This window comes from Lysinibacillus sp. BSL11, assembly GCF_052928325.1.
On the sequence record NZ_JAVGCX010000023.1, the window covers coordinates 1 to 23,208 of the forward strand.

Genomic DNA, 23,208 nt, shown 5'->3' on the forward strand with positions numbered 1-23,208 from the left:
GAATAAGGAATTCTTTATGTAGAAGTTGATTGGAACGAAGGGTGGCGACTCCTGCGGGAAAAGCGGGAAAGTCGAGATCCTGGACTGAGCGAAGCGAGGGAAGCAGCTCGACCCCGCCCGCGGAAAGTGTCCGCCCGTAGTGGAAATCAACGGCTTTACTTTATTTTATTGTAAAAGAAAAAAGACTGTAGGCAAACTCAAAATTCATTGAGTTTGTCTACAGTCTGAAAGGGTGTTAATTAACACCCTTTTTTTAATGAATTAAGTCATTTACCCTAAACAGCAAATACAATAATTCATTTAAAATACACTACTCGGTGTGAGTAGCGTTTACTGAACATTATGGAATGAATATTCTAGAAATAGATCAAATAATTCTTTTCTTAGCTATTATATCTATGATTCTTTCTGCTATTATTTCTGGAATACAAATTCCACTTGATGAATACGTGAGGTTTGTTAAAACAACAATACTAATTTTTTTGCTGTCCGAATATCCTGAAAAGTTATTATACCCACACATATGACCTATATTAATTCTAAGTACTACATTACTGATATTTTTTACACTAAAAAACAAACGTAGTTTTCTTTTACTTTTATCATCTAGAACGTTAGTGTTAAAGATATTAAACAAAAAACGACTAACGTTTGATGCATTTGATACTATTCCTCCAGATGTAAAACTTAAAGTAGGTAGAAAAAGTGGGAATCGGTCTATATTTGCCTTTAAACCTTTTTTCAATAAATATTTATCTAAATCATATCCAGTTGCAATGCTATTAGGTATATTTTCTTGTGCAGAATAAAAGGTTTCGTGTAATTCATACTCATCTAAAAAATATTCCTTTAATATACTTGAAAAAGGTTTATTTGTTACTTTTTCTGCAATTAAACCAAGTAAAACATACCCTGTATTACAATACTTTCTGTCAGCATCTGGAGTAAAAAATGGTTTTTTTTCTTTCACCTTTTTTAAAATCTCATCAGTTGTTGATTTTTTACCTAAAAAATAAAGTTTGAACAAGTGAACTTTATTAAGTAAGGGGTCATATAAACCACTAGTATGATTAAGTAAATGTTTAATGGTTACTTCTTTATGATTTGTGAGTTCCTTTAGATATTTTGAAATAGAATCATCTAAAGAGATTTTATTATCCTGTACCAATTTTAAGATTATTGCTTGCATATAAATCTTTGTAATACTACCAAGATAATAGACTGTATTTAATGTCGCTAACTTCTTCTCCTCAAGACTTGCATACCCTGAAACATAATCAAATTTTCCGTAATCCTTTGATAGTATTGAAACTTGTATACTTGGAACGTCTAATTCTAATCTAAGTTGTTGCACTACATCAATAATTTCCTCTGCTAACCCATCTTCCAAAAATGTGGTATCCATAAAGATATCATTAGGGTAGTTTTTACTGTCTTGTAAATAAGCTAATGGTATCTTTTTATTATCAAAAATTTTACTTTTTACATAAATTAAATTTGACATACAGTAATTAATACTATTCTTAATTTTGATATTATTCATCAATTAGGGCTCCTGTTTAATACAATTAGATTTAAAGTTAACAGATTATAATTGTATCAATAAAAGGTTAAAATAAGGCAAAAAAAATTAGCCTCTAGCATTATTTTTTACACTACAACTTGCGCTTTACTAATCTTTTAACCTTATGGTATATATTTCTTCCAGCAACCCTGTTAACATTAAACAATTATCTTTGACGTTGTCTAATTTTATACTAAATTATCACCTTCTAAAATACCGGAATATGTATTCCCTACCACTCTTTACACCACTCTTTATTCTAACGTATTATTAGTTAAGAATATGGAGGTAGAAAATGAGACAGAAAATAATATATTTCGATTATTTAAGAACTTTTGCAATTATAGGTGTAGTAATTATCCATGTTTCCGCGGGTGTTGTGGGCGATTATGCATCATATTCAACGAATGATTGGCTTGTTAGTAGTTTTTATAATTCATTGTTTAGATGGTGTGTCCCTATTTTTGTTATGATAAGTGGAGCATTATTATTAAATGATTTAAAAACCGATACCTTATTTACTTTTTATAAAAAAAGAGCATTGAAAGTAATTATCCCATTAGTATTCTGGGGTATTGTTTATTACATTTACATAAACCGTTTTCAATTAGAAACAATTACTTTCAAAACATTTTATATTTCATTTTTTAAAGGACCTGTATATTATCCTTTATGGTTCCTATACATGATAATTTTTTTATATTTGATTACTCCATTCATCAAAAAAATTGTAAATAAATTAACCAACAGACAAATTAAATGGTTTTTAATTTTATGGTTTTCAATAATTTCAATTTACAATACAATTTTCTTAATTCTTGATAAGGTTAGTTTTTATACAACAGAAATATCTATATATATAGGTCAATTTGCAGCCGGTTTTCTGTACTTAGGATACTACATACTAGGATATTATCTAACTAAATTTGATATAAAATCCTCTAAGGTGTTTAATATCATTGGTCTTATATCCTTAGCGATAACATTTTTCGGGACATACATTATTTCAGCATCCAACAATCTATTTGGATCATACTTTATGAATTACCTTAATTTTAATACGGTTTTAGTATCTATAATGATATTTTTATATTTCAAAAATGCAAACCTAAAGTCCCATACTATCCTAAAGATGATTAGCACCTATAGTTTCGGTATTTACTTAATTCACGTAATAATAATGGAATATATTTTTAGTATTTTTAAAGTAGATTTCCATTATATGCAGCCAATTATTTTCATTCCAATTTTTACGCTACTTGTTTTAGTGCTCAGTCTATTGTTTTCATTACTGGTTAGTAAAATTCCAATTGTAAAGAGAATAATGCCTTGAACACGCTAATACAAGCGTGTTCTTTTAGTATTAATCAATTGTTGGTTTTTCTCCCCATACTGCAAAAACAGAATTAATTTGCTGGTTTGGTAAATCATTTCTCAAATCAATTCCTCCTTCTACACTGTTCACGTATGATTTTCTGTATGGTTTCCCCAATGGTTGATTTTCATAGTATTTTTGCGACTTAACACTTACTTTAGTAGAAGTTAAATCATCAATAGTATACTCAGTTTTCTTTTATATTCCTCCTTTTTAAATTGAATAAAAACCTGACATGATAAAATCGGTATGGTCTGTAATATCATCTATAATTAATTGATAAGTTCCAGCAGTTAAACAGGTATTACTTTCATAATAGATTCCGATTTTATTTAAAGATCCAACAAAGCAATTTAATTTTTTATTAGGATCATTTAAACCTGCCGCAATGATTTTTATTAAAGCTAAAGTTTCGTTTCCTCCTACATAAGGAATTCCTATTATACTAAGTTTATTTGTTGATGTGCCTTTCATTGTTAATGTAATTCTTGCTTGTATAAAAACTTTATTACCTATTCTTGTGTAGGTTCCCTGTTGAATTGAGTACAAAGTATTTAGTGTATCTAATTTAGGAGTCCAAAAACCCTCTTCATATATCTGTGAAGCAACGCTTCCTAACCTATTTTCTATTTGATGTAATGTGGAATCAATTGTATCCATATTATTATTTTGTACATCCACGTTGTAGAATTCATCTTGAGTTGGTTTTTCTAAGTTATAATTAAGTGTATGAGTAGACATTATGGCATCACTTCCTCTCTTAATTGTTTGTGTGTGAAGGCAACTAATTGTGCATGGGTGTAGCGTCCTAAGGTACTGTGTTGGTTGTATCGTAATTGAACAGTTAAAACCATGTTCTGAGGTGTAATGCGTTCAAGCATGAGAACAACGGCATCGAACATCCCTTTCACAGTCAATTCAATTTTTACACTTAATGTTTTGGCTACCACATCACGTTCTAGTTCATACTGTCCTTCTCCAAGTAAGCTATCTAACAATTGTTTTAGGACTCGATTAGTATACGGTGCTTGTTCTTGATATCGCGTTAAAATGCGAAATCTGCGTGTTTCTATGGTGTCTGTCTCTGGTACATTAAGTTTTAACATCTTTTCATATCGATTTGCACCAGTTTCATTTGTTGTTATGACAAATTGATTATTCAATGTATCTTCTATTTGCTGCCACAGTCCATCTAACACAGGTTTTTCGACATTTGCTATGGCTATAATTTCTTTGATTTCGTGTAGGATTGGCGGTAAATAGCTAATAATATCTACTTCTCTAACCACTTATAACACCTCGTTTTGGTATCGATTCAGGGTCTAGAGCAATATTGGATTGCATACCATTTAGCTTTGTATCAGCAATATCAAGTACACCTGTAACACCTAATAATCGAAATTCGATTTGAGAAACACGAACCACCACACCAGCGTTGTCTTCTTCGAAACTGTTTGCTTTGGACCATTCCTCAGCCAATTCTTTAAAATAATCATCAATAACTTTTTGCACCTGATTCTCTATATCATCCCATGTCCATCCAGCTTGATAGGTGATATTGAACTCTACATTAATAGTTGTCTCATTAACACCAATTACAGTAACAACATGGTCTATAGGGGCTGTTCCAAAACCTTCACCTTGATGTTCAAGTGGATCAACGGCTGTTTGTACATCATCAATAAGTGTTTGCGTTGGTTTTTCGTACTGAGAGTTAATAATGACTAACTTAACAGTGCCTATACCATTCCAAGCCCTGTACACTCGTACACCACCTACCCCTGGTAGTGAGCCAACCTTTTCTTTATAATCTGATGCACGATTACCTCCGAAGGCGGTAGATTCGAAGCTATTAAAATAACGATCCCGAAAAGATTCAGTATCTTCTTCATCGTCACCAGGTACTAAAACATCTGTTAATTCAGCAGTTTGTAATCCATTGATATAGTCGATTGGTATTAACTGACCAGAAAATAAATTCCCTATATTCCCTGCTGTTTCACATTGGAGAATGAGAACACCTTGTGAAATACGTTCAATAACCTCATAATCTAAATCATCCAAACTATAACGACTGCCTATAGGTATAACTATATTAAAAACACCTTTTCGTTTGGCATAGGTAGCTTCATGCAGCTTTAATCCCCGTTCAGCGGCACGAAGAATTAAATACTCTCTTGGTGCAGTATCAGCAAATACCATATCGATGAAGTTCTTTACAGTCATTAGCATCTGAATAGTTTCTACACTATTGGCTGCTGTTGCATTAAATAGCATAGAGGTGCCTTCGCGTTTATCTAATGAGTTATCTATTCCAGCCAATTTCTGTGCCATTAAATCTTCATAGGTTGTATCTAAATTAAATGGTTCAGCCATTAGTATTCCACCTCTTTCTCTGCTGTGATTTCACCATAAATAGTGTGCGCTGTATATTGTACATGTACTTTATTTTTCTTAGTTGTAACGACAAATGAGTCTACTTCATTGATACGATTATCTTGCAACAAAGCTTCATGTATCCTTCGCTTCGCTTCACTAGCAACATAAGATACAGGTTGTCCAAATAAGTCCTTAAACTCAGCTCCAAAGTTCCATGAGTAAATAATATGATCATACCTCTCAACAGATAGCATTAAAAAAATCGCTTGTTTCATAGCTTCTATTTCATCAATGAAACCAACACAGCGATCTTTTTCATGTATTAATTTGTAGTTCTTGGATGGTTCAATTACTTCCTCAAAATCACGTGTCAATCCATCACTATCAACTTGTTGCGGAATCATTCAACCACCTCTTTATCTATAATTAAAAATTGTTGTCCTCCATGAACACGGATCATTGTCACTTTGTCAAGGAACATGTAAAATCATTAATTGTAGCTACAGCTAAGTATATTATTGCGATTAAAGCTATAATAGCTATTACTACCTATACAACAGGATTAGCAGCAAGTGCAGCATTCCAAGCCCAAACAGCGGCTGTCTTTATCAATAGAGCTGTTCGAACTAAGATAATATAACTAGCAAGAATAAGTAGGGCACTTCCCACTCCAAAAATAATAGGAGCGACCCATTGCCAATTATCATAAATGAATGCCCCTAATGAAACAATGGCATTGAAAACATATCCTATAACGTTAGCTATTAAATATAAGGCCTGTGTTGCACTCGCAATAAATTCCTTAAAACGCTCACTATTTGCTACTTCATTTATCTTTTGTAATACTGGACCAAATGCTCGTAATGCTTCGTTTTGAAAATAAGTCCACATTTGCGACCAAGTTACTGGCATACTGTCAAACTTTTTATTAATTTCATCTGTTGCAGCAAACATAGCATTTTTTACGATGTCAGCTGTAATCATTCCGTCAGCAGCTAAGTCACGAATAGCCCATAGGGGTTCACCCATGTAGTCCGCAATAGTTGATATTAAGTTTTGTGCTTGTTCAAAGATTGAGTTAAGCTCATCGCCACGTAAAACACCTGAAGCTAAAGCCTGTGATAACTGAATGGTTGCATTACTTGCTTCAACCGCACTTGCTCCAGCAATACCAAATTGCTTTTGTACTAGCTCTTTAAATGCTACAACTTCACCAAAACTTCCAAATGAACCGCGAGCATTAGTACCAATTCTCGAAACCATGTCAGCGGTATCCTTAAATGGAGAAAATGATCTTTGTGCGGCATCGTGTATAAGTTGTTCATCAAGTTCTATATCGCTCAAATCTCCGAGACCGAAATCGACTTTAGCTAATTAATCAGGAATTACAGGCACTTCCTCAACTAGTAGTTGTACACGTGCCTTGGTATTGGTCAATTCATCAGAAATTTCAATTAATTCACCCAAACCACGCAAAGATAAATAAGCGCCTATTAAAGCCATCACTTTACTGAGTAAACCATTCATCGCATCTGTACCATCACGTATACAATTGTTGAGCCCTCCTTGCGCATTATTAGCTGCATGAATTACTTGTTCAATCTGATTCATTGAGTTAGCTGCATTAGCTAAATTTCTTCGCATCAACTCAATAGAAGAACTATCGAACATATCTCCAGAAGCTACATTCATATATGTTCCATCTGGTTGTTTGTGATGATTAGTATGACAGAATGGACATTTTACTTTATTACCAAACATTTTAAATTTCTTACCGCATTTATGACATTCTGATGATTTTGACCTCTCGACTTTTATTAATGCGAATAAAAACATAATTATCACCAAAATAATTATGAGAGCTAACATCTGTACCCCTTCTCATACACAAATATACATAACACAGAGGGATTTCACTATAGCTAATTAGCATAATTAGCTGATTCCTATTGCTTCTTTCCTTTTCTGGAACCTCGTTTTGCTTCACGCTCTTGCTTTTTATCCTCTTCAATCTTCACCTGTACGGATGCTATGATACATGCTTTATCAGCGATAGGTAAAGACATATATTCGGACGGAAGGCGATGCTGTTTTTGTATCCAACAATGCATGATATTAGCGTCACCATCACCGTCCTCAATTAGTTTTTTACTTCTTCAACCAAATCCTACAAATCGGCTTCATAACCATTAGCTTCTTGTGCCGCAACTGATGCATCTGCAATTTCACCGATTGTTAGCATCTTACCAAGTAGTGCATCTGCACCCATAGCTTTATAAGAATCTTGTAACTCTTTGTCGTTTAGGTTTGGAAATACAATAGAATCAACCGTTAATAAACATTGGTATTTAAAATGGTCAAAGTCCGTGTTAAATTGTCCTTTACGTTTACCTTGAGTAATCATTGAACGCTTTGTACATTCTGACTTTAATTCAGCATCACGCTCTGGCGAAACTGGCGCAAACTCCCATTCAATAGGTTTCCCTTGTTCATCTACGAAACTTTTAGAAAAAGCACGCTTAATATTTCCGTTTTGCTTTTTATTGTGTGCAAAAAATGCAGTTAAGTTTGTCATTTATAATCACCTTATCCTTTTTAATTAGAATTAAAAGAGCTCACATATTGTGAACTCTTTTTTATTGCATTTCTGGTAAAGTTGTAAATTCTTCTGGCATTTCGAAACGTTCAAATGTGAAATCAAATGAATCCTCTATCCATTTAAAATAAAAATATGACTGTATCCCAGTGGATGGATATCTGGTTTGAAGCAAGACAAACTGATTTGGCTATATCAACAAAAACTTTAAATGAGCAGATGATTAGACTTTATATTAAACCAATTTTAGGTCACTATAAAATTTCCAACTTGGATTATTTGACTTATAAAAACCAATTTATTGATGCATTGTTAAAAACCAAAAGCGTTAATACTGTTAAAAGTGCTCACGGAGTATTTAATAATGCTATCAATTTAGCTGTTAGAAATGAAATACTATCCAAAAATCGTTTTACATCTATGAAAATTTCAAAAGAAAAAGAAATAAAGAAAGGTGGCGTTAATGAAGAGGAACAATTAAATTTCCTAAATGAAGATGATTTAAAAAAACTGCTTAATTACCTAAAAAAAGCAGACGATATGACCCATACTGCATTAATTTGGACCATAGCTTTAACAGGAATGAGGAAAGGTGAAGTTGCTACACTTCAATGGAATGACATTTATTTGCAAAAATGCACAATAAATATTTATGCAACTAGAGATTATTTAGGTCACCGTGATGCCAAAACTAAAAATAGTGTCCGTATTGTTGAGGTTGATCCAGAATTATGGAAATTACTTGATTCATATCGAAAGAAAATAATTGCAACCTCCAACGATTATGTGTTCGTAAATTTTGATACTTTGATTCCAATAGGGAAAAATTTAGCTGGGAGAATATTAAATAAGGCATATGAAGATAAAATTATTTCTAAAAAAAATATCGCCTCACGGGCTTCGTCATTCATATGCTACAATCATGTGTGCTCAAGGAGTTCCAATTCCTGTCGTAGCTAAAATGATTGGTAATACGCCAAATACGGTGATGGCCTATTATGCACATTCTATGAAGGACAAAGAAAAGGAAGCTGTTCAAATATTATCAAAGGTCCTCCTTTAAGTAAATTTTGGGAACCTCTTCTTAAAAAAGCTTGAAAGCCCTTATCAATAAGTGCTTTTCCAAGACCCTATGCCTTATACTCAGAACAAAGCCCAGAATAAGTGTATAAATATAACCACCCTTGTGCACTTTATCACCTCCTTTACCACTTTACATTTATAGTAATTATTGTCATATACGATTTACTACGCTAATAAGTTTCAGCTATACTTAAATAGAGGTGATGATGTATGAGTAGACCAGAATTATACGTACATTTAGTAGTCGGTCCTGATTGTGATTTTGAATCCATGGCCATTCGAGCGGCACTGGAATCTTTTGGTGCAGGAGTGACACTCGATTTAATTGGCAGACCAAATGATTTAATTGATATTTTATCTGGAAATGATCTTCCTCACAAAATGGATTATTTGCTATTGAACTTTCATGGTGATGAGGGGCGATTTTGTCTGCCTGAGCTAGGAGAAGAGGTATATGAAGAAAATGAACCAAGGAGTATCTATTTTGAACCTCAAGATGTCTTAACCTATTGTCAGCTACAGGGTGTCAAGGTCATTGCGGCAGGCTGTACATTAGGCTGGCAGCAGCTAGCGACAGCCTTTTTAGAGAGTGGCTGTCATTCCTACCTAGCTCCTGATGATTATATTGAGGGTAATGCCAATCTCATGTTTCTAATTCACTTTTTCTATGAGATAATCACAAATCATAGAAGTCAGCAGGAGGCATTTGAACTCGCTCAAGCGACCGATCTAGAAACAGCCTTATACAAGCTCTATTTAGCAGAAAAAAGATCGTAGCACCTACTACTTGGCTACGATCTTTCTTCTTTAGCGTTGATGTTTATCTAGCATAGCTTCAGTAAAAGCTTGTGACTGTCCTTTAGGAATACTGAGTGTTTGCCAATCAGAGCCCTTTACCTGTTTGGCGATATAAATGATTTGACCGACGTGCTGTGCATAGTGTGCCATTTGTCTTTCAATAGCATCAATGATCGCTAGTCGCTCCCCTCTAATCGTGACATGCCCCTGTAAATCGGATTCTGTCAAACTCGCCAAGGCCTCTAAAAACACCTGCCAACCCTTGTCCCAAGCCGAGATAATTGCTTCTTTGGTGTGAAGACTATCCTCAAACTCATCATCCCGATTTCTCGTTGGCTTTTCTCCATCTGTCGTTAAAAAATCTGTCCAGCGGGAAATCATATTCCCACTTACATGCTTTACAATCACTGCAATACTGTTGGATTCTTCATTGTATGCCCAGTGCAATTGTGCCTCTTCCATTTGAGCAAGCGTTTTATCCCCTAGCTCTTTCACACTTTGAAATCTTTTCTGAACAACTTGTAAATAGGTTTGTGCAATTGTCATAGTCGAACCTCCATCCCTCTTTTCTATCATTCTATTATAGCTCAATTGAAATGTCTCATGACTTATTCGCCAAGAATAAAATCTCTTGCAAGGATCGCCATTTTTTCTTGAACCTCCTGAGGGTTTCCATCAAGTTGATACCCGATATGATAGACATAGCCGTTATAGTAAGAATAAAACTCATTGGCTCTAGTAGTCATTTGAAAGATTCGCTTATCCGTCTCATCGTAATTATAATAAGTATATACATAACCTTGTTCTGGTGACATCTCCCGATAAAACAGGGGATTCATAAAATTTAAGCCTATATTCGAAACTTTCATCCCTAAAGTTTCTTCCATACTTTTCGACTTCACATAGCTCGCTAAGGGATTATACTTTACATTTGTCACGGTAAAATTAATAAATTGTAAATCCACCCCAGTGGAGGATTTTTCTTTATAGCTAAATTGAAATTGCGTTTGTTGGCTACCATCCTCCATTTTTGCTGAAATTGCATAGACCTCCTGAATATTTGGTTGAAATGGTAAATTTTCAGGATCAGTGAGATGAACGACATCCTCCAGTGATGTGGCTACTGATTGCATTGCCTCTAAACCTTGAAGTGGTGCATAATATTGGATATCTTTTGCCTGACTTAAATAATTAGCAAGTGGAAGAAAATTACTGAATGCTGTGTCTTTTCCCTCCACTTCTGTTTGAAATAAATCCGTGAATGTAGGTGTTTCTCCTTCATCCTGTGTCGCCAGCTCATCCATCGGTTTTGCGGCTTGCCAGGCAATGAATAATAAAATAGTGCAGGTAAGCATCATCGTAACGACACGATATGTCCACTTCGGCTTGGACATAACAGGCTCTTGCTGAATTTGTTGTCGAACCTTATGAATAATGGCTTCCTTATGTGCTGAAACATCTTGTAGTATCTGCATTGTATGCTTATCCATGGAAAAGCACCTCCCACTCAATATGTTGTAACTCTACTTTTAATAGCTCCTTTCCTTTCTTTAAACGTGATTTCACAGTACCTTCAGGAATCGCAAGTAACTCCGCAATCTCTTTAATCGTCATCTCCTCCAAGTAAAAATAGACAATTGCTTCTCGTGGCTTAAGTGGTAAGCTTAAAATAGCATCATCTAACAGCGCTTGTTCATCTTGACGAATCAGTTTGTCCTGCAATGTTGATTTTTGTTTGGTAAAAAATTTATGCTGAAATGTTATTTTTCTGTATGCCCAGCTTTTTAAATAATCCTTGCATTTATTGATTGTCATGCGAGCTAAATATGCCTTCATCTCTCCTCGTTCCTCATAGTGTTTTTGATGATAGAACTTAATAAACACATCCTGTACAATATCCTCGGCTATTTGTAAATCCTTTGTATAGTAATAAGCAATTCGAAACAATTGCTCCGTATGTATAGCCATTAACCGCTCGAATTTTTCATGATCAGACACGCCATCACCCTCCTTCTACACTATAAACGACTCCCAACCAGAAAAAGATTATTTTTCCAGATAGAAAAATATAAAAAAACCGCCTCAACCATTTGAGACGGTTTACTGTTACTTTATAAATTTTCATCAATATATGTTTCGATATCAGAAGCTATTGTATCTATCGGTACATCTTCAATGTTTTCAGCATAGCCATTATACATTTTGACGAGGATACCATCTTTATCGACTAAGAAAAATTGATTACCATGAATGACTTGGTCACTGTTAGGGTCGTTTTTCACTAAAATCTTTGTATTTTTCACCGCAAATTGTTCGATATATTTCTGTGAATATCCTGTAAGAAGGTTCCATTTAGATTCATCTGGAACATTGTATTTACTAAGATAATCCGCTAACACATCTGGCTGATCAACGTCTGGATCTACTGAAAAGGCAACAATGTTATAGTCCTCTACGCCTTTTTTCTGGAGCTTTTCTTGGACTTGTGCCATGTTTAATGACATGGGCGGGCAGATGGACACACAGTTTGTGAAAATATACATGCCAATCCAAGGCTTACCTTTTAAGCTTTCAAGCGAAACCGTTTCACCACGTTGATTAACATGTTCGAAATCGGGTATTTCTAGACTATAATCTGCTTTAAATTTTGAGTTTCCACATGCGCCTAGCACAGTTGCACAGGCTAACAGCAGCACTAGCCCTATTAATTTACGTTTCATGTCAACACTCTCCCTAACCTACACTATCCCCATCCTAACGTAGGTTGTAAGCGTTGACAAGAACTTCTAAGTGACAGCTTTCGTACATCTTTGTGAAATCCATTTCATTTTAATGAAACGAGCGCAGCATGTATCGCATCAAGCTTTACTTCGACGCGGTGCAATAAATAAAATGACACTAAAATCGGAAAACCGATATCGGATATCATGTTCAACCACTGTTCCATCCTTCTCCTCCTCTCTTCCGTTAAAAATGGTCTTTGCACTTCTCGTAGCAAAGACCATTGTTGAATTATTCTGTTACTACTTCAAATTCTGTTACTTGACGATCTACAATACGAGCTCCCTTGATGGCTGACAGTGCACCACCTTGCCCAGTAAACACATTTTTAGCCATAATCGTTGCCATAGCCTGTTGAATTTCAGTCACCGTGATATTCGGCTTGGGTGCATCAATCGAAAGGGTTGTCGTTTTCCCATCAGTTGTTACAAATTGTAATTCTAGAACTTGTGTCATTCTGTGATCCCTCCTTAAGATAAATCGTGTGTTTCCTGTTTCGCAATGCCAGCTAGTGACTGTGATGAAAGACTAGCAATGGCATAAGCAACAGCTAACAAATCGTCCGCACTATGTGTATTGTTAATATTTCGATACGATTTCGTTGTGAACGTAGGCTTATTATTCTCATCATAGCCATCCACATATTTGAGACGCATTGTAGCATTTACAAAGTTAACGTTAGCCATGTAGCATCACCTCCCTTCTGCATACTATATAAAGGCGAATTGCTAAAAAAGGGACATTAAGGATGAATTTTTTTTCAGAAGCTTTTATAATAGAGTGAGAGAAGGCAAAGAGGTGAACGATTTGTTACAAGGTTGGTTTTTATGGTTTATTTTATTTTGGGTTGTCGTCCTCATTTCATTGATGGCTATTGGTGGATTCTTCATGTTCCGCAAATTTTTAAAGGCACTCCCAAAGCAGGATGGAAAATCAGATTTAGATTGGCAAGAATATTATTTAGATAAAACCGTTCACTTGTGGGGACAAGCTGAAAAAGAATTACTCTACGAACTCGTAAGCCCTGTACCTGAGCTTTTTAGACAAGTGGCTAAGGAAAAAATTGCAGGGAAAATTGGCGAGCTCGCATTAGAAGAAAAAGCAGCAGCCATTAACAATGACCTCATTATTCGCGGCTATATCCAAGCAACACCAAAACGCGATCACAAATTTTTACGCAAAAAATTAGAGCAAATGCAAATTGACATCTCCCCCTATGAACATCTATTCGAATGAATAAACGCTGCACAAAGATTTGTGCAGCGTTTTTTACTTAGCTATGCGATATTGTCCTGACCTGTGTTTTTAAGAAGCTATCCTGCACTTAGCTAATTTTATCCTCTTCATTTGGACCTCTATCCATGCTTTGCTGCTCTATCCGCTACTTTTGAAGTTCTATCCGCCACTTTTATGAGGCTATCCTGCACTTTGCTAGTTTTATCCTCTTCATTTGGACTCCTATCCGCGCTTTGCTGCTCTATCCGCTACTTTTGAAGTTCTATCCGCCACTTTTACGAATCTATCCTGCACTTTGCTAGTTTTATCCTCTTCATTTGGACTCCTATCCGCGTTTTGCTGCTCTATCCGCTACTTTTGAGGATCTATCCGCTACTTTTATGAAGCTATCCTGCACTTTGCTAGTTTTATCCTCTTCATTTGGACTCCTATCCGCGCTTTGCTGCTCTATCCGCTACTTTTGAGATTTTATCCGCTACTTTTATGAAGCTATCCTGCACTTTGCTTGCTTTATCCTCTTCATTTGGACTCCCATCCGCTCTTTCCTGCTTTATCCGCCACTTTTGAGATTTTATCCGCTCCTTTTATGAGGCTATCCTGCACTTTGCTAGCTTTATCCTCTTCATTTGGACCTCGATCCGCGCTTTCCTGCTTTATCCGCCACTTTTGTGATTTTATCCGCTCCTTCTATGAGGCTATCCTGCACTTTGCTTGCTTTATCCTCTTCATTTGGACCTCTACCCGCGCTTAAAAGCATAAAAAAACTACACCAGCTTCAGTACTAGTGTAGTTTTGGAATTGTTTTTTTGACACGTTTAAACTGGATGAGCATTGCGATACGCCAAGGTACTAACATGGCAAAGGCTAATATCCAGAACATACCTGCTAATTCACCGACATCGATGGAGCTACTTAAAATCATTTTCGCCACCACTCGGAATATTAACAATCCGATTAATATAAAAGCGAATGCTTTTGAACGTTTTAAATAAATATCTCGACCCTTTACTTCAAATTTAGAAGTAGCAATTAATATTGTCGAGAACACCATTCCTACAGCTGCCGCCTCTAAGATTTGCATTGGTGGTACACGGAATTGTTCAAATAAAAACATCAGTGCACCAGAGGACATCGCTATTGGTGGAATAATAATTTTCTTCTCATTTGTCGGCATTTTGGAAGCTCTCATTCGTATGACCATCACAAAGCTCCCCATAAGAATGGCCATAATGGTCGACCCTATAACATAATAGTGAGAAGGGATACTGCTTAACATAAAAAAATCCTCCTCTAATGTCTAATTAACAATTTTGTCCAAGTAATTGATCAGCAACAGCCTTTAATCGTTCTGGCTCGAAAGGCTTTGTAATAAAATCCTTTGCCCCACTCTCAATCGCTTCTACGATTAATTTTTGCTGACCTAATGCTGTTACCATAATGATTTTTGCATCTGGAAATTCTGGGATGATTTTTTTTACGGCTGCAATACCTGTCATAACGGGCATCGTTACATCCATTGTGACTAAATCTGGTTGTAACTCTCGATACATCGCCACAGCTTCCTTACCATTTACTGCCTTACCGACTACCTCATAACCCCATTCTGTAAACATATTACTGATTGCAACACGCATAAATAGCGTATCATCTACTACTAAAACTGTAGGCACATGTTCATCTCCCTCCACGTTAAAGTTCGGTATGCCTCTTTAGTTTAACAAATTAAAACCCTGTAAATCCACCGAAAATAGGCTGTAAAACGCGTGTAATATACGTTAAGCCATCAAAGAATAATAAAATCCCAACGGCAATCATGATGTACCCACCGATTTTTACAATTTTCTGGCTGTGTGTACGAATCCAAGTCATTCGTGAAATGAAGAAAGATAGTACGAAGAATGGAATGGCGAATCCTAAATAATACGCAAACATATAGCTAAAGCCCGCACCTGGGTTTGTACTTGCTAACATGATAATCGATGCAAGGATTGGTCCTGTACATGGTGTCCAACCTGCCGCAAAGGCAATACCAATTAAGACAGACCCAAAATAGCCAGATGGTCTATTTTTAAATTGGAACTTTCGATCCTTCATTAAGAAGTCTATCTGCAATAATCCCACAATCATTAAACCGAATACGACGATTAAAATAGCCCCAACCTGTCGTAATAATGTTTGATAATTCAGGAAGAATTCTGCTGCATATGAAGCACTTAGTCCAATAATGATAAAGATAATGGAAAAGCCTAGTAAAAAGAATAGTGTGTGGAAAATGGCACGTTTTTGTAGCATACCTTTTTCGGATTTTAGCTCATCTAATGTCATACCCGTTATGTACGATAAAAATGCTGGATATAGTGGAAGAGTACATGGTGAAATAAAACTTAAGAACCCTGCACCAAAAGCTAAAAATACGTTAATATCAGATCCCATATTTTTTATTCGCTCCTTACAGTTACTGCATCCATCGTACCAAAAAATAAAATAAAAAGCGCCCTTCTAGTTTGTGAACGTTTCATGGCAAAATGATGAGATTTTTGAGAAGTCCCATCAAGCTCCTTCTGCATTATGCGCTCCTGTTGATTTTCTGTCAACAAAATCCGCCAATCTTCCCCCCTTTTCAAAAAGAGTATAGCTAATTTTTCTACCTTTTTCTTGACAGTGTCGATTGCTTGTCATTAATGTTGAAAGAAGCTTCTGTTTTTCATAGACACTATCACGCTCATGTTATAGTAAAAAAACTATTTATTTTATACTCATCGTTTAAATCATCTGGATATACAGTCATCAGATGACCTTATTATAGGTTTATTATTCTTTCCCCAAATTTCGACAGTCCTCTACTCTACACAAAGTGTTCATGTTAAACCATGAGTAAATGACTTATTTTCATGTATAATAATGAAGTAAAAAGAGGTGTAGCCCTTGGAATTAAGAAAGATTAGACCAAAAAAGATCTATGAAGAAGTATCCGAAATATTGCATGAAAAAATACGAGCTGGTGTCCTAAAGCCAGGTGATCGACTTGACTCAGTTGAGCAGCTTGCCGAGCAATTACAAGTGAGTCGTTCCGCTGTACGGGAGGCATTATCTGCCTTAAAAGCAATGGGATTAATTGAAATCAAACAAGGCTCTGGAACGTTTGTCAAAAGTGTGCCAGCCCATCAGCTTGACTTTCCTTTATCCACAGCTATGTTAACGAATAGACAGGATATCGCTCATTTACTAGAAGTGCGCAAAATTATTGAGGTGGGAGCAGCAGGACGTGCAGCGCTCCAACGTACAGATCAGGATATTCTAGCAATGGTACAAATTTTAGAGGATATGAAGCAGGCACATGGTGATGGTGAGCTTGGGGAAAAAGTAGATTATCAATTTCACGCAGCTATTTCCAATGCCTCTCAAAATCCCCTACTCACTACAATTTTAGATCAAATTTCTGGTTTAATGATCGAAACGATGAAAGAGACACGGCGAATTTGGTTGTACTCACAAAAAACAACGAGCGAACAATTATATGATGAACATATGCAGATTTTCCTCGCGATTAAACAGCAAAATGAAGAGCTAGCCAAACATGCAATGGCATCCCATCTAAGCAACGTTGAAAAAGTGCTATTACAATATTTCGAAACAACAGAATCCAATTCATACTAAAAACTACCTAGTACACGCTAGGTAGTTTTTATTTTCTGAAAATTCATAAAAAACGTTTTCACTTTTTCAAATTTGTTGTAAGATTAAATTATCGATAAGTCATCTGATGACCAGTTGTCTAAAAAGGAGCGATGAATATGAAAGTCACACTATTCGCCACTTGCTTAGTGGATATGTTTCAAGGGGATGTGGGAAAAGCAGTTGTGGAAGTATTAGAAAGACTAGGCTGTGATATCGACTTTCCAGAGGATCAAATTTGCTGTGGGCAGCCTGCTTACAATAGCGGCTATGTCGAAGAATCAAAAAATGCGATGAAAAAAATGATCACAGCCTTTGAGCATGCTGAATATGTAGTCTCTCCCTCTGGTTCCTGCGCTTATATGTTGAAGGAATATCAAGAAGTTTTTAAAGGAGACCCCATATGGGAGCCAAAAGCGCAAGCATTAGCAGCTAAAACCTATGAATTCACAGAGTTTATTGTCAACGTATTAATGATAGAAGATGTAGGAGCGTATCTAGAAGGTAAAGCTACTTATCATACGTCATGCCATATGACAAGATTTCTTGGTGTGAAAGAGGCACCCTTCCAATTATTAAAGAACGTCAAGGGCTTGCATTATGTGGATCTCCCTGGTAAGGATCGATGCTGCGGATTTGGTGGTACATTTTCAGTGAAAATGGGCAATATTTCTGGAGAAATGGTCAATGAAAAAGTACTGAATGTGGAAGAAACAGGCGCTGACATTGTGATAGGAGCTGACGCAGGCTGCTTATTGAATATCGGTGGCCGCATTCAACGTCAGGGTAAGCCAATTAAAGTGATGCATATTGCAGAAGTGTTAAATTGCCGATAAAAGGGGGAAATAAACATGGCCATGAAAACAAGTGATGATCGGTTTCAACAACGTGTCACGAAAGAGCTAGATAATCCGTTTATGCGTCGTGCGGTTTCGAGTGCCCAAGAACGTTTTCAAACACGTCGCCTTCAACAAGCAGAGGAATTAGGACATTGGGAAGAATGGCGTTCTCATGGAGAGGAAATTCGCAAGCATGTTTTAGCAAACCTTGATTATTACCTTTATCAATTAAGTGAAAATGTTGCCAAACGAGGTGGGCATGTGTTCTTTGCGCAAACTGCACAGGAAGCAACCGACTATATTCAAAGCATTGCTATAAAGAAAAATGCGGCAAAAATTGTGAAATCCAAATCAATGGTGACAGAAGAAATTAACTTAAATACAGCTTTAGAAGGGCTTGGTTGTGAAGTGATTGAGACAGACCTAGGTGAATATATTTTGCAGGTGGCAGATCACGAGCCCCCTTCGCATATTGTGGCGCCAGCCTTGCATAAAAATAAGGAGCAAATTCGAGATGTTTTTAAGGAAAAACAAGGCTACAGTCAAACAGAAAAGCCAGAGGAACTTGCCCTTTATGTACGTGAAAAATTACGACAGGAATATTTAACAGCCGATATTGGTATTACAGGCTGTAATTTTGCTATTGCTGAAAGTGGATCCATTACACTCGTTACGAATGAGGGCAATGCTGATTTAGTAACAGCGCTGCCAAAAACACAAATCACAGTTATGGGAATGGAAAGAATAGTTCCTACCTTTGAAGAAATGGAGGTCCTTGTTAGTTTATTAACAAGAAGTGCTGTCGGTCAAAAGCTAACGAGCTATATTACAACGTTAACAGGCGTAAAAGACGAAGAGGATACGGATGGACCCGAGGAATTTCATTTAGTTATTGTCGATAATGGACGCTCGGCTATTTTAGGTAGTGAATTCCAGCCTATTTTACAATGCATTCGCTGTGCTGCCTGTGTCAATGCTTGCCCTGTCTATCGTCATGTTGGTGGGCATACGTATGGCTCTATCTACTCTGGACCTGTAGGTGTTGTACTCTCTCCACTTTTAGGAGGCTACGATGATTTTAAAGAACTGCCCTATGCTTCTACATTGTGCGGTGCTTGTACAGATGCATGCCCTGTTAAAATACCATTACATCAGCTCATTCATCGCCATCGACAGGTCATTGTTGAAAATGAGGGCAAGGCACCTATCTCTGAAAAGCTTTTAATGAAGGCATTTGGTCTAGGGGCTGCCTCCCCTACCCTTTATAAAATGGCGACAAGAATGGCTGCACCTGCCATGTCTCCATTTACCAAAAACAAGACTATTTCTAAAGGACCAGGCCCCCTAAAAGCATGGACCGAGGCAAGGGATTTCCCTGCACCAAGTAAAGACAGCTTTAGAGACTGGATGAAGCATCGTACAAAAGGAGGCGGGCAATAATGACTGGTATGATTCAGCATCGAGAAACCTTTTTAGCAAATATTGCGCAGCAGCTCGGGCGTTCGCCTAAGACAGAACTTCCGAGACCAACTTGGCAGTATCAGCCACAGGATCGTGTGCTCAAAGATGCGACAAAGGATGAATTGGTAGAAATATTAATCAAGCAGTGCACCAACATCCATACCAATATTGTCATTTCTAGCACTGCCACACTTCCAGAGGATTTACAGGATGTTGTTGACAATTATGGAGGTCAGTCCGTTATTACATGGAAGGATAAACGGTTCCAAGACTACGGATTATCCGCACTTATGAACGAGCAATGGCCACGAGCCAATATTCAGCTTTATGAATGGGATTCACAGCAACCTGAGGAAAATATCCGTCAAGCTGAAAAAGCAAATATCGGGATAACCATTAGTGAAATGACGTTAGCAGAATCGGGAACTGCCGTGCTTTTTAGTAGCAAAGATAGAGGGAGAAGCATTAGCTTTTTACCTGAAAAGTCGATCATTATCATTCCTAAAAGTACAATTGTGCCTCGCATGACACAGGCAGCTCGTTGGATTAGTGAAAAAATCCGTCAGGGTGAAAAAATTGCTTCCTGTATCAACTTTGTTACGGGACCAAGTAACTCAGCCGATATCGAAATGATTCTTATCGTTGGTGTCCATGGCCCTATTCAAGCAACCTATATTGTCATTGAGGATCAGTAAAAGAACAGGCATGCATTTCACCGCATGCCTGTTCTTTTAAGTTGTGGTGTTCGCGACCCCTTCTGGGAGAGCTGCTTTTTCATAATACTCTGGATGTGCCTCTTTTAAAATAGATGAGCGCAGCATCACAAGTGAAATGATAATAATAATGACACTCGTTACTGGTAAAATAATAGTTGCTGGTAATGTATCATATAACATGCCATAGACTACCATACCAATCGGCATCATAGACATCGCCATCGTTTCCATTAGCCCAAAAACACGCCCACGATACTCTTCCGCAATGATTTTTTGCATATACACACCGATGGGCATATTTATTCCCATTTCAAAAATTGCGAAAATAAAGTAAATGATGAGATAGAAGATCACGATAGCTATATAAGAAAAATCAGTGACTAATGGGATGACTGCTAAGCCGACACTTCCCGCCAATAGTAATAAGCTGATTTTCGAAAAGCGTAAAGGTACCTTTACTTCAGGTCTTGTTGCGAAATAAAGGGATGCTAAGAGCATACCTAAAGCACCAGATGCTTCAATAAAGCCAAAGTGTGTGGATTCTATTTTTAGCAATTCAATAATGATGTACGTTCCTCCAACAGCGATGGCAGAAAAGAATAGATTGATCCATAATGCTACCCACATAATGGTCTTAATGACGTTTCGTTGCTTGATATAATGAAAACCACTTTTCAGCCCTTCCCACATCTTTTCTTTTTTCGTATCTTCCCCTCTTGTACTATAAAGGTTAAAGTCCATTGTTGCCTCTAAACAAAAGGCAATCGCATAGGCCACCATATTCACCATTAAAAACACATCCATATTAAAAAACCCATACATCATACCACCAACGACTGGTCCTCCAATTGCAGCTACGGACATTGACATTTGGTTAAATGACATCGCACGTTGTAATCGCTCTGGATTGACAAGTGTGGCAATAGCAGATGAAAACGTTACACCAGAAAAGGCCGAGCAAATAGTATTAAAAACAGTAGCTATGTATATAGCATAAACAGACATTCCTACTGTTTCTGTATAAAGCAGTAATCCCCCTACTGTCAAAATGGTTCCTGCCTGTGCTATTAATATTGTGCGTTTTTTTGAAAAATTATCTGCGACATAGCCTGCTAAGGGTGCCACAAGTGCGCGTGGTAATACTGAACAAATCATATTGGTAGCGAAACTTATTGCCGACCCAGTCATCGCTAAAATATACAAGCTAATACCGAATGCCATGACATTTGCTCCCAACATGGCAATCATTTTACTCGCCGTGAACGTCCATAAGTGATAGGTCGCCTTTTTCAATTTTTCCGCTTCATTCATCTAAACCCCTCCATTATTTAACTAAATTAAAAAGTTTAATTAGGTTAAACAAAATATACCATAACTCCCTCTTTTCACGCAAGCAAAAGTTTAATATAATTAAACAAAAGGAGGCGAGGCAGTGGACTCTTTAGGCACACGAATTCGCAAATTAAGGAAAGATCAAAAATTAACATTAGAGGCACTTGCCGGTGATCGTCTAACTAAAGGAATGTTAAGCCAAATAGAAAATGATAAGGCCAAGCCTTCCATGGAAAGCCTTGACTATATTGCTGAACGTTTAGGTGTAAAAGCTAGTGCATTACTGGAAGAAGTAACCCCATCCTCCATTCGCCAGCTATTAGAGCAGGTTGAAAGTTTATTTGCAGAAGTAAAACGTGGTGATGCTGATCATCATCAAGAAATTGTCGATTTAATTAAGCCGTCTGTGGAGAGCCTGCCTCAAAGCTATGAAGCTGGCCGTTTATTGTATATTTACGCAGATGCCCAGTATGAAGCTGGATTAACAACATGGGAAGCCCCGCTTCAGCAAGCCCGCACTATTTTTAAGGAGATTAATTTACTCAGTCATTGGTTCAAAACCTTTATCCTAGAGATGGCTATTTTAGCAGCAAAACGTCAATATACATTAGCTTACGATCGTATCCTACAGGCAAAGGAAATTATCGAACAAGAGGACTATCAGCTCGATTCTCGTGATGCCTTATTAATGACTTATTATACAAGTATTTTCCAACTTGCAATTGGTGAGCATGAGGAAGGGAAAAAACTAATTCAAGAGACGATTGCCAATGCTCATAAAAACCAACTGTTCTATCAGATTGATAATATGTACAGAATTGGTGCCTATTGTGCCATGATTGATCGTGATTTTGAACAAACCAATCATATGTTTATGAAACTGGAGCAATATCAGGCATTTGCTGAACGTGTTGAGGTTGATGCTTTTATCTTTGTATTGAAGGCACATTATTATAATAATTACAGCTATAATTATGAGCAGGCTCTGATCGAAATAGAACGTTTTTATCAGCTTAGACACGATGAGTATTTAGACAAGCTAGATCCAAATTTTTATTATGCTGAAAAAGGAAAATCCTTATATTTACTTGGACAATATGAGGAGGCGAAGGCTGCATTCGAACAATATAAACACAGACCGATCTATATTAGTCATCCATATGATATTTTAAGCTTGAATGAATGCTTTTCCTATAAAGCCCTTTGCTATGCCCATTTTGGTGAGCTAACAACAGCCTATGAAATTGCAAAAATGGCCTATACAGATTCACTGGATTTAGTGGATTTGCCCTATAAACGAAAAATTGAGGAAGTCTATCGAACAATTAAGGCACAGATTGATTCCATAACTTAATTAGTAAAGGGATTGCACG

The 23,208-nt window shown here is 36.7% G+C and carries 31 protein-coding genes; 10 read left to right on the plus strand and 21 right to left on the minus strand.

What is annotated here, in order from left to right:
• Positions 1 to 367: 367 nt before the first annotated feature.
• Positions 368 to 1,543, minus strand: coding sequence for a serine hydrolase domain-containing protein (locus RCJ95_RS21415; RefSeq protein ID WP_446722755.1), 1,176 nt, complete (start codon positions 1,541 to 1,543; stop codon positions 368 to 370).
• 316 nt (positions 1,544 to 1,859) lie between these two features.
• On the opposite strand from RCJ95_RS21415, the gene RCJ95_RS21420 reads away from it, so the two are divergent.
• A complete protein-coding gene (locus RCJ95_RS21420; RefSeq protein ID WP_446722756.1) occupies positions 1,860 to 2,897 on the plus strand; it encodes an acyltransferase in 1,038 nt (345 codons plus the stop codon).
• Positions 2,898 to 3,152: 255 nt separating this feature from the next.
• Here RCJ95_RS21420 and RCJ95_RS21425 read toward each other — a convergent pair whose 3' ends face one another.
• From RCJ95_RS21425 to RCJ95_RS21460, 8 genes are all read right to left on the minus strand, one after another.
• Complete coding sequence (locus RCJ95_RS21425; RefSeq protein WP_446722757.1) at positions 3,153 to 3,680, minus strand: hypothetical protein; 528 nt, start codon at positions 3,678 to 3,680, stop codon at positions 3,153 to 3,155.
• Positions 3,680 to 4,228 (minus strand): putative phage tail protein, encoded by a 549-nt coding sequence (locus RCJ95_RS21430; protein ID WP_446722758.1) that lies wholly within the window; start codon positions 4,226 to 4,228, stop codon positions 3,680 to 3,682. Before RCJ95_RS21430 ends, RCJ95_RS21425 begins: the two co-directional genes overlap by 1 nt.
• Complete coding sequence (locus tag RCJ95_RS21435) at positions 4,221 to 5,315, minus strand: baseplate J/gp47 family protein (protein WP_446722759.1); 1,095 nt, start codon at positions 5,313 to 5,315, stop codon at positions 4,221 to 4,223. The genes RCJ95_RS21430 and RCJ95_RS21435 overlap by 8 nt, the downstream gene beginning before the upstream one ends.
• The gene (locus RCJ95_RS21440) at positions 5,315 to 5,722 is read right to left on the minus strand and encodes a DUF2634 domain-containing protein (protein ID WP_446722760.1); all 408 of its coding nucleotides are present in this window, start codon (positions 5,720 to 5,722) and stop codon (positions 5,315 to 5,317) included. The genes RCJ95_RS21435 and RCJ95_RS21440 overlap by 1 nt, the downstream gene beginning before the upstream one ends.
• 145 nt (positions 5,723 to 5,867) lie before the next feature.
• On the minus strand, positions 5,868 to 6,662 hold the full coding sequence (locus tag RCJ95_RS21445; protein ID WP_446722761.1) for a tape measure protein: 795 nt from the start codon (positions 6,660 to 6,662) through the stop codon (positions 5,868 to 5,870).
• A 30-nt stretch (positions 6,663 to 6,692) separates the two neighbouring features.
• Positions 6,693 to 7,010 (minus strand): hypothetical protein, encoded by a 318-nt coding sequence (locus RCJ95_RS21450; protein WP_446722762.1) that lies wholly within the window; start codon positions 7,008 to 7,010, stop codon positions 6,693 to 6,695.
• Positions 7,011 to 7,264: 254 nt separating this feature from the next.
• Entirely contained in the window at positions 7,265 to 7,429 is a 165-nt protein-coding gene (locus RCJ95_RS21455; protein WP_446722763.1) for a hypothetical protein, read from the minus strand.
• Positions 7,430 to 7,485: 56 nt separating this feature from the next.
• Positions 7,486 to 7,893, minus strand: coding sequence for a phage tail assembly chaperone (locus tag RCJ95_RS21460; protein WP_446722764.1), 408 nt, complete (start codon positions 7,891 to 7,893; stop codon positions 7,486 to 7,488).
• Between the two features lie 156 nt (positions 7,894 to 8,049).
• Here RCJ95_RS21460 and RCJ95_RS21465 point away from each other — a divergent pair, with 156 nt between their 5' ends.
• From RCJ95_RS21465 to RCJ95_RS21475, 3 genes are all read left to right on the plus strand, one after another.
• Complete coding sequence (locus RCJ95_RS21465; RefSeq protein ID WP_446722765.1) at positions 8,050 to 8,874, plus strand: tyrosine-type recombinase/integrase; 825 nt, start codon at positions 8,050 to 8,052, stop codon at positions 8,872 to 8,874.
• Complete coding sequence (locus tag RCJ95_RS21470; RefSeq protein WP_446722766.1) at positions 8,837 to 8,977, plus strand: hypothetical protein; 141 nt, start codon at positions 8,837 to 8,839, stop codon at positions 8,975 to 8,977. Before RCJ95_RS21465 ends, RCJ95_RS21470 begins: the two co-directional genes overlap by 38 nt.
• Before the next feature lie 230 nt (positions 8,978 to 9,207).
• Positions 9,208 to 9,774, plus strand: coding sequence for a hypothetical protein (locus tag RCJ95_RS21475; protein WP_054550850.1), 567 nt, complete (start codon positions 9,208 to 9,210; stop codon positions 9,772 to 9,774).
• 30 nt (positions 9,775 to 9,804) lie between these two features.
• Here RCJ95_RS21475 and RCJ95_RS21480 read toward each other — a convergent pair whose 3' ends face one another.
• The 7 genes from RCJ95_RS21480 to RCJ95_RS21510 all read right to left on the minus strand — a co-directional run bounded on the left by RCJ95_RS21480 (position 9,805) and on the right by RCJ95_RS21510 (position 13,262).
• A complete protein-coding gene (locus tag RCJ95_RS21480; RefSeq protein WP_221680799.1) occupies positions 9,805 to 10,341 on the minus strand; it encodes a DUF1572 family protein in 537 nt (178 codons plus the stop codon).
• Between the two features lie 62 nt (positions 10,342 to 10,403).
• The gene (locus RCJ95_RS21485) at positions 10,404 to 11,285 is read right to left on the minus strand and encodes a hypothetical protein (protein WP_221680798.1); all 882 of its coding nucleotides are present in this window, start codon (positions 11,283 to 11,285) and stop codon (positions 10,404 to 10,406) included.
• A complete protein-coding gene (locus RCJ95_RS21490) occupies positions 11,278 to 11,793 on the minus strand; it encodes a sigma-70 family RNA polymerase sigma factor (protein ID WP_221680797.1) in 516 nt (171 codons plus the stop codon). Before RCJ95_RS21490 ends, RCJ95_RS21485 begins: the two co-directional genes overlap by 8 nt.
• Positions 11,794 to 11,906: 113 nt before the next feature.
• Positions 11,907 to 12,515, minus strand: coding sequence for an SCO family protein (locus tag RCJ95_RS21495; RefSeq protein ID WP_221680796.1), 609 nt, complete (start codon positions 12,513 to 12,515; stop codon positions 11,907 to 11,909).
• Positions 12,516 to 12,619: 104 nt separating this feature from the next.
• Positions 12,620 to 12,742, minus strand: a complete 123-nt coding sequence (locus tag RCJ95_RS21500; protein WP_004229459.1) for a YvrJ family protein — start codon at positions 12,740 to 12,742, stop codon at positions 12,620 to 12,622.
• Between the two features lie 65 nt (positions 12,743 to 12,807).
• Positions 12,808 to 13,032 (minus strand): DUF2922 domain-containing protein, encoded by a 225-nt coding sequence (locus RCJ95_RS21505; RefSeq protein ID WP_257521835.1) that lies wholly within the window; start codon positions 13,030 to 13,032, stop codon positions 12,808 to 12,810.
• A 14-nt stretch (positions 13,033 to 13,046) separates the two neighbouring features.
• Positions 13,047 to 13,262, minus strand: a complete 216-nt coding sequence (locus RCJ95_RS21510; RefSeq protein ID WP_446722767.1) for a DUF1659 domain-containing protein — start codon at positions 13,260 to 13,262, stop codon at positions 13,047 to 13,049.
• A gap of 121 nt (positions 13,263 to 13,383) precedes the next feature.
• Between RCJ95_RS21510 and RCJ95_RS21515 the strand changes: the two genes are divergently transcribed.
• Complete coding sequence (locus RCJ95_RS21515; protein WP_004229468.1) at positions 13,384 to 13,812, plus strand: DUF2621 domain-containing protein; 429 nt, start codon at positions 13,384 to 13,386, stop codon at positions 13,810 to 13,812.
• A gap of 781 nt (positions 13,813 to 14,593) precedes the next feature.
• Here the strand turns inward: RCJ95_RS21515 and RCJ95_RS21520 are convergent.
• From RCJ95_RS21520 to RCJ95_RS21535, 4 genes are read right to left on the minus strand one after another with little or no spacing between them, the layout of a single operon-like run.
• Entirely contained in the window at positions 14,594 to 15,088 is a 495-nt protein-coding gene (locus RCJ95_RS21520) for a CcdC family protein (protein ID WP_004229470.1), read from the minus strand.
• A 25-nt stretch (positions 15,089 to 15,113) separates the two neighbouring features.
• Positions 15,114 to 15,500 carry a response regulator gene (locus tag RCJ95_RS21525; protein WP_004229473.1) on the minus strand — a complete coding sequence of 129 codons (387 nt, stop codon included), beginning with the start codon at positions 15,498 to 15,500 and terminating at the stop codon, positions 15,114 to 15,116.
• 34 nt (positions 15,501 to 15,534) lie between these two features.
• Positions 15,535 to 16,245, minus strand: a complete 711-nt coding sequence (locus RCJ95_RS21530; protein WP_016995208.1) for a cytochrome c biogenesis CcdA family protein — start codon at positions 16,243 to 16,245, stop codon at positions 15,535 to 15,537.
• 5 nt (positions 16,246 to 16,250) lie between these two features.
• A complete protein-coding gene (locus RCJ95_RS21535) occupies positions 16,251 to 16,379 on the minus strand; it encodes a hypothetical protein (protein ID WP_257521834.1) in 129 nt (42 codons plus the stop codon).
• A 358-nt stretch (positions 16,380 to 16,737) separates the two neighbouring features.
• Between RCJ95_RS21535 and RCJ95_RS21540 the strand changes: the two genes are divergently transcribed.
• The 4 genes from RCJ95_RS21540 (at position 16,738) to RCJ95_RS21555 (ending at position 20,482) form a co-directional block, all read left to right on the plus strand.
• Positions 16,738 to 17,469: a FadR/GntR family transcriptional regulator gene (locus RCJ95_RS21540; protein ID WP_446722768.1), complete on the plus strand. Its 732-nt coding sequence runs from the start codon at positions 16,738 to 16,740 to the stop codon at positions 17,467 to 17,469.
• A 137-nt stretch (positions 17,470 to 17,606) separates the two neighbouring features.
• Positions 17,607 to 18,323, plus strand: a complete 717-nt coding sequence (locus RCJ95_RS21545) for a (Fe-S)-binding protein (protein ID WP_313150031.1) — start codon at positions 17,607 to 17,609, stop codon at positions 18,321 to 18,323.
• Positions 18,324 to 18,338: 15 nt separating this feature from the next.
• Positions 18,339 to 19,766, plus strand: coding sequence for a LutB/LldF family L-lactate oxidation iron-sulfur protein (locus RCJ95_RS21550; RefSeq protein WP_446722769.1), 1,428 nt, complete (start codon positions 18,339 to 18,341; stop codon positions 19,764 to 19,766).
• Complete coding sequence (locus RCJ95_RS21555) at positions 19,766 to 20,482, plus strand: LutC/YkgG family protein (protein WP_221680790.1); 717 nt, start codon at positions 19,766 to 19,768, stop codon at positions 20,480 to 20,482. Before RCJ95_RS21550 ends, RCJ95_RS21555 begins: the two co-directional genes overlap by 1 nt.
• A 36-nt stretch (positions 20,483 to 20,518) precedes the next feature.
• Here the strand turns inward: RCJ95_RS21555 and RCJ95_RS21560 are convergent, their stop codons facing one another.
• Positions 20,519 to 21,814, minus strand: a complete 1,296-nt coding sequence (locus RCJ95_RS21560) for an MFS transporter (RefSeq protein WP_446722770.1) — start codon at positions 21,812 to 21,814, stop codon at positions 20,519 to 20,521.
• A gap of 121 nt (positions 21,815 to 21,935) precedes the next feature.
• Here RCJ95_RS21560 and RCJ95_RS21565 point away from each other — a divergent pair, with 121 nt between their 5' ends.
• On the plus strand, positions 21,936 to 23,189 hold the full coding sequence (locus RCJ95_RS21565; RefSeq protein WP_221680788.1) for a helix-turn-helix domain-containing protein: 1,254 nt from the start codon (positions 21,936 to 21,938) through the stop codon (positions 23,187 to 23,189).
• Positions 23,190 to 23,208 lie beyond the last annotated feature (19 nt).

What these genes read in the sequence shown, in the direction of transcription:
- RCJ95_RS21415 (WP_446722755.1), bottom strand. Translation starts at nt 1,543, where the DNA reads ATGAATAATATCAAAATTAAGAATAGTATTAATTACTGTATGTCAAAT.
- RCJ95_RS21420 (WP_446722756.1), top strand. Translation starts at nt 1,860, where the DNA reads ATGAGACAGAAAATAATATATTTCGATTATTTAAGAACTTTTGCAATT.
- RCJ95_RS21425 (WP_446722757.1), bottom strand. Translation starts at nt 3,680, where the DNA reads ATGTCTACTCATACACTTAATTATAACTTAGAAAAACCAACTCAAGAT.
- RCJ95_RS21435 (WP_446722759.1), bottom strand. Translation starts at nt 5,315, where the DNA reads ATGGCTGAACCATTTAATTTAGATACAACCTATGAAGATTTAATGGCA.
- RCJ95_RS21440 (WP_446722760.1), bottom strand. Translation starts at nt 5,722, where the DNA reads ATGATTCCGCAACAAGTTGATAGTGATGGATTGACACGTGATTTTGAG.
- RCJ95_RS21450 (WP_446722762.1), bottom strand. Translation starts at nt 7,010, where the DNA reads ATGAATGTAGCTTCTGGAGATATGTTCGATAGTTCTTCTATTGAGTTG.
- RCJ95_RS21455 (WP_446722763.1), bottom strand. Translation starts at nt 7,429, where the DNA reads ATGCATTGTTGGATACAAAAACAGCATCGCCTTCCGTCCGAATATATG.
- RCJ95_RS21460 (WP_446722764.1), bottom strand. Translation starts at nt 7,893, where the DNA reads ATGACAAACTTAACTGCATTTTTTGCACACAATAAAAAGCAAAACGGA.
- RCJ95_RS21465 (WP_446722765.1), top strand. Translation starts at nt 8,050, where the DNA reads ATGACTGTATCCCAGTGGATGGATATCTGGTTTGAAGCAAGACAAACT.
- RCJ95_RS21470 (WP_446722766.1), top strand. Translation starts at nt 8,837, where the DNA reads ATGTGTGCTCAAGGAGTTCCAATTCCTGTCGTAGCTAAAATGATTGGT.
- RCJ95_RS21475 (WP_054550850.1), top strand. Translation starts at nt 9,208, where the DNA reads ATGAGTAGACCAGAATTATACGTACATTTAGTAGTCGGTCCTGATTGT.
- RCJ95_RS21480 (WP_221680799.1), bottom strand. Translation starts at nt 10,341, where the DNA reads ATGACAATTGCACAAACCTATTTACAAGTTGTTCAGAAAAGATTTCAA.
- RCJ95_RS21485 (WP_221680798.1), bottom strand. Translation starts at nt 11,285, where the DNA reads ATGGATAAGCATACAATGCAGATACTACAAGATGTTTCAGCACATAAG.
- RCJ95_RS21495 (WP_221680796.1), bottom strand. Translation starts at nt 12,515, where the DNA reads ATGAAACGTAAATTAATAGGGCTAGTGCTGCTGTTAGCCTGTGCAACT.
- RCJ95_RS21500 (WP_004229459.1), bottom strand. Translation starts at nt 12,742, where the DNA reads ATGGAACAGTGGTTGAACATGATATCCGATATCGGTTTTCCGATTTTA.
- RCJ95_RS21505 (WP_257521835.1), bottom strand. Translation starts at nt 13,032, where the DNA reads ATGACACAAGTTCTAGAATTACAATTTGTAACAACTGATGGGAAAACG.
- RCJ95_RS21510 (WP_446722767.1), bottom strand. Translation starts at nt 13,262, where the DNA reads ATGGCTAACGTTAACTTTGTAAATGCTACAATGCGTCTCAAATATGTG.
- RCJ95_RS21520 (WP_004229470.1), bottom strand. Translation starts at nt 15,088, where the DNA reads ATGTTAAGCAGTATCCCTTCTCACTATTATGTTATAGGGTCGACCATT.
- RCJ95_RS21530 (WP_016995208.1), bottom strand. Translation starts at nt 16,245, where the DNA reads ATGGGATCTGATATTAACGTATTTTTAGCTTTTGGTGCAGGGTTCTTA.
- RCJ95_RS21535 (WP_257521834.1), bottom strand. Translation starts at nt 16,379, where the DNA reads ATGCAGAAGGAGCTTGATGGGACTTCTCAAAAATCTCATCATTTTGCC.
- RCJ95_RS21545 (WP_313150031.1), top strand. Translation starts at nt 17,607, where the DNA reads ATGAAAGTCACACTATTCGCCACTTGCTTAGTGGATATGTTTCAAGGG.
- RCJ95_RS21550 (WP_446722769.1), top strand. Translation starts at nt 18,339, where the DNA reads ATGGCCATGAAAACAAGTGATGATCGGTTTCAACAACGTGTCACGAAA.
- RCJ95_RS21555 (WP_221680790.1), top strand. Translation starts at nt 19,766, where the DNA reads ATGACTGGTATGATTCAGCATCGAGAAACCTTTTTAGCAAATATTGCG.
- RCJ95_RS21560 (WP_446722770.1), bottom strand. Translation starts at nt 21,814, where the DNA reads ATGAATGAAGCGGAAAAATTGAAAAAGGCGACCTATCACTTATGGACG.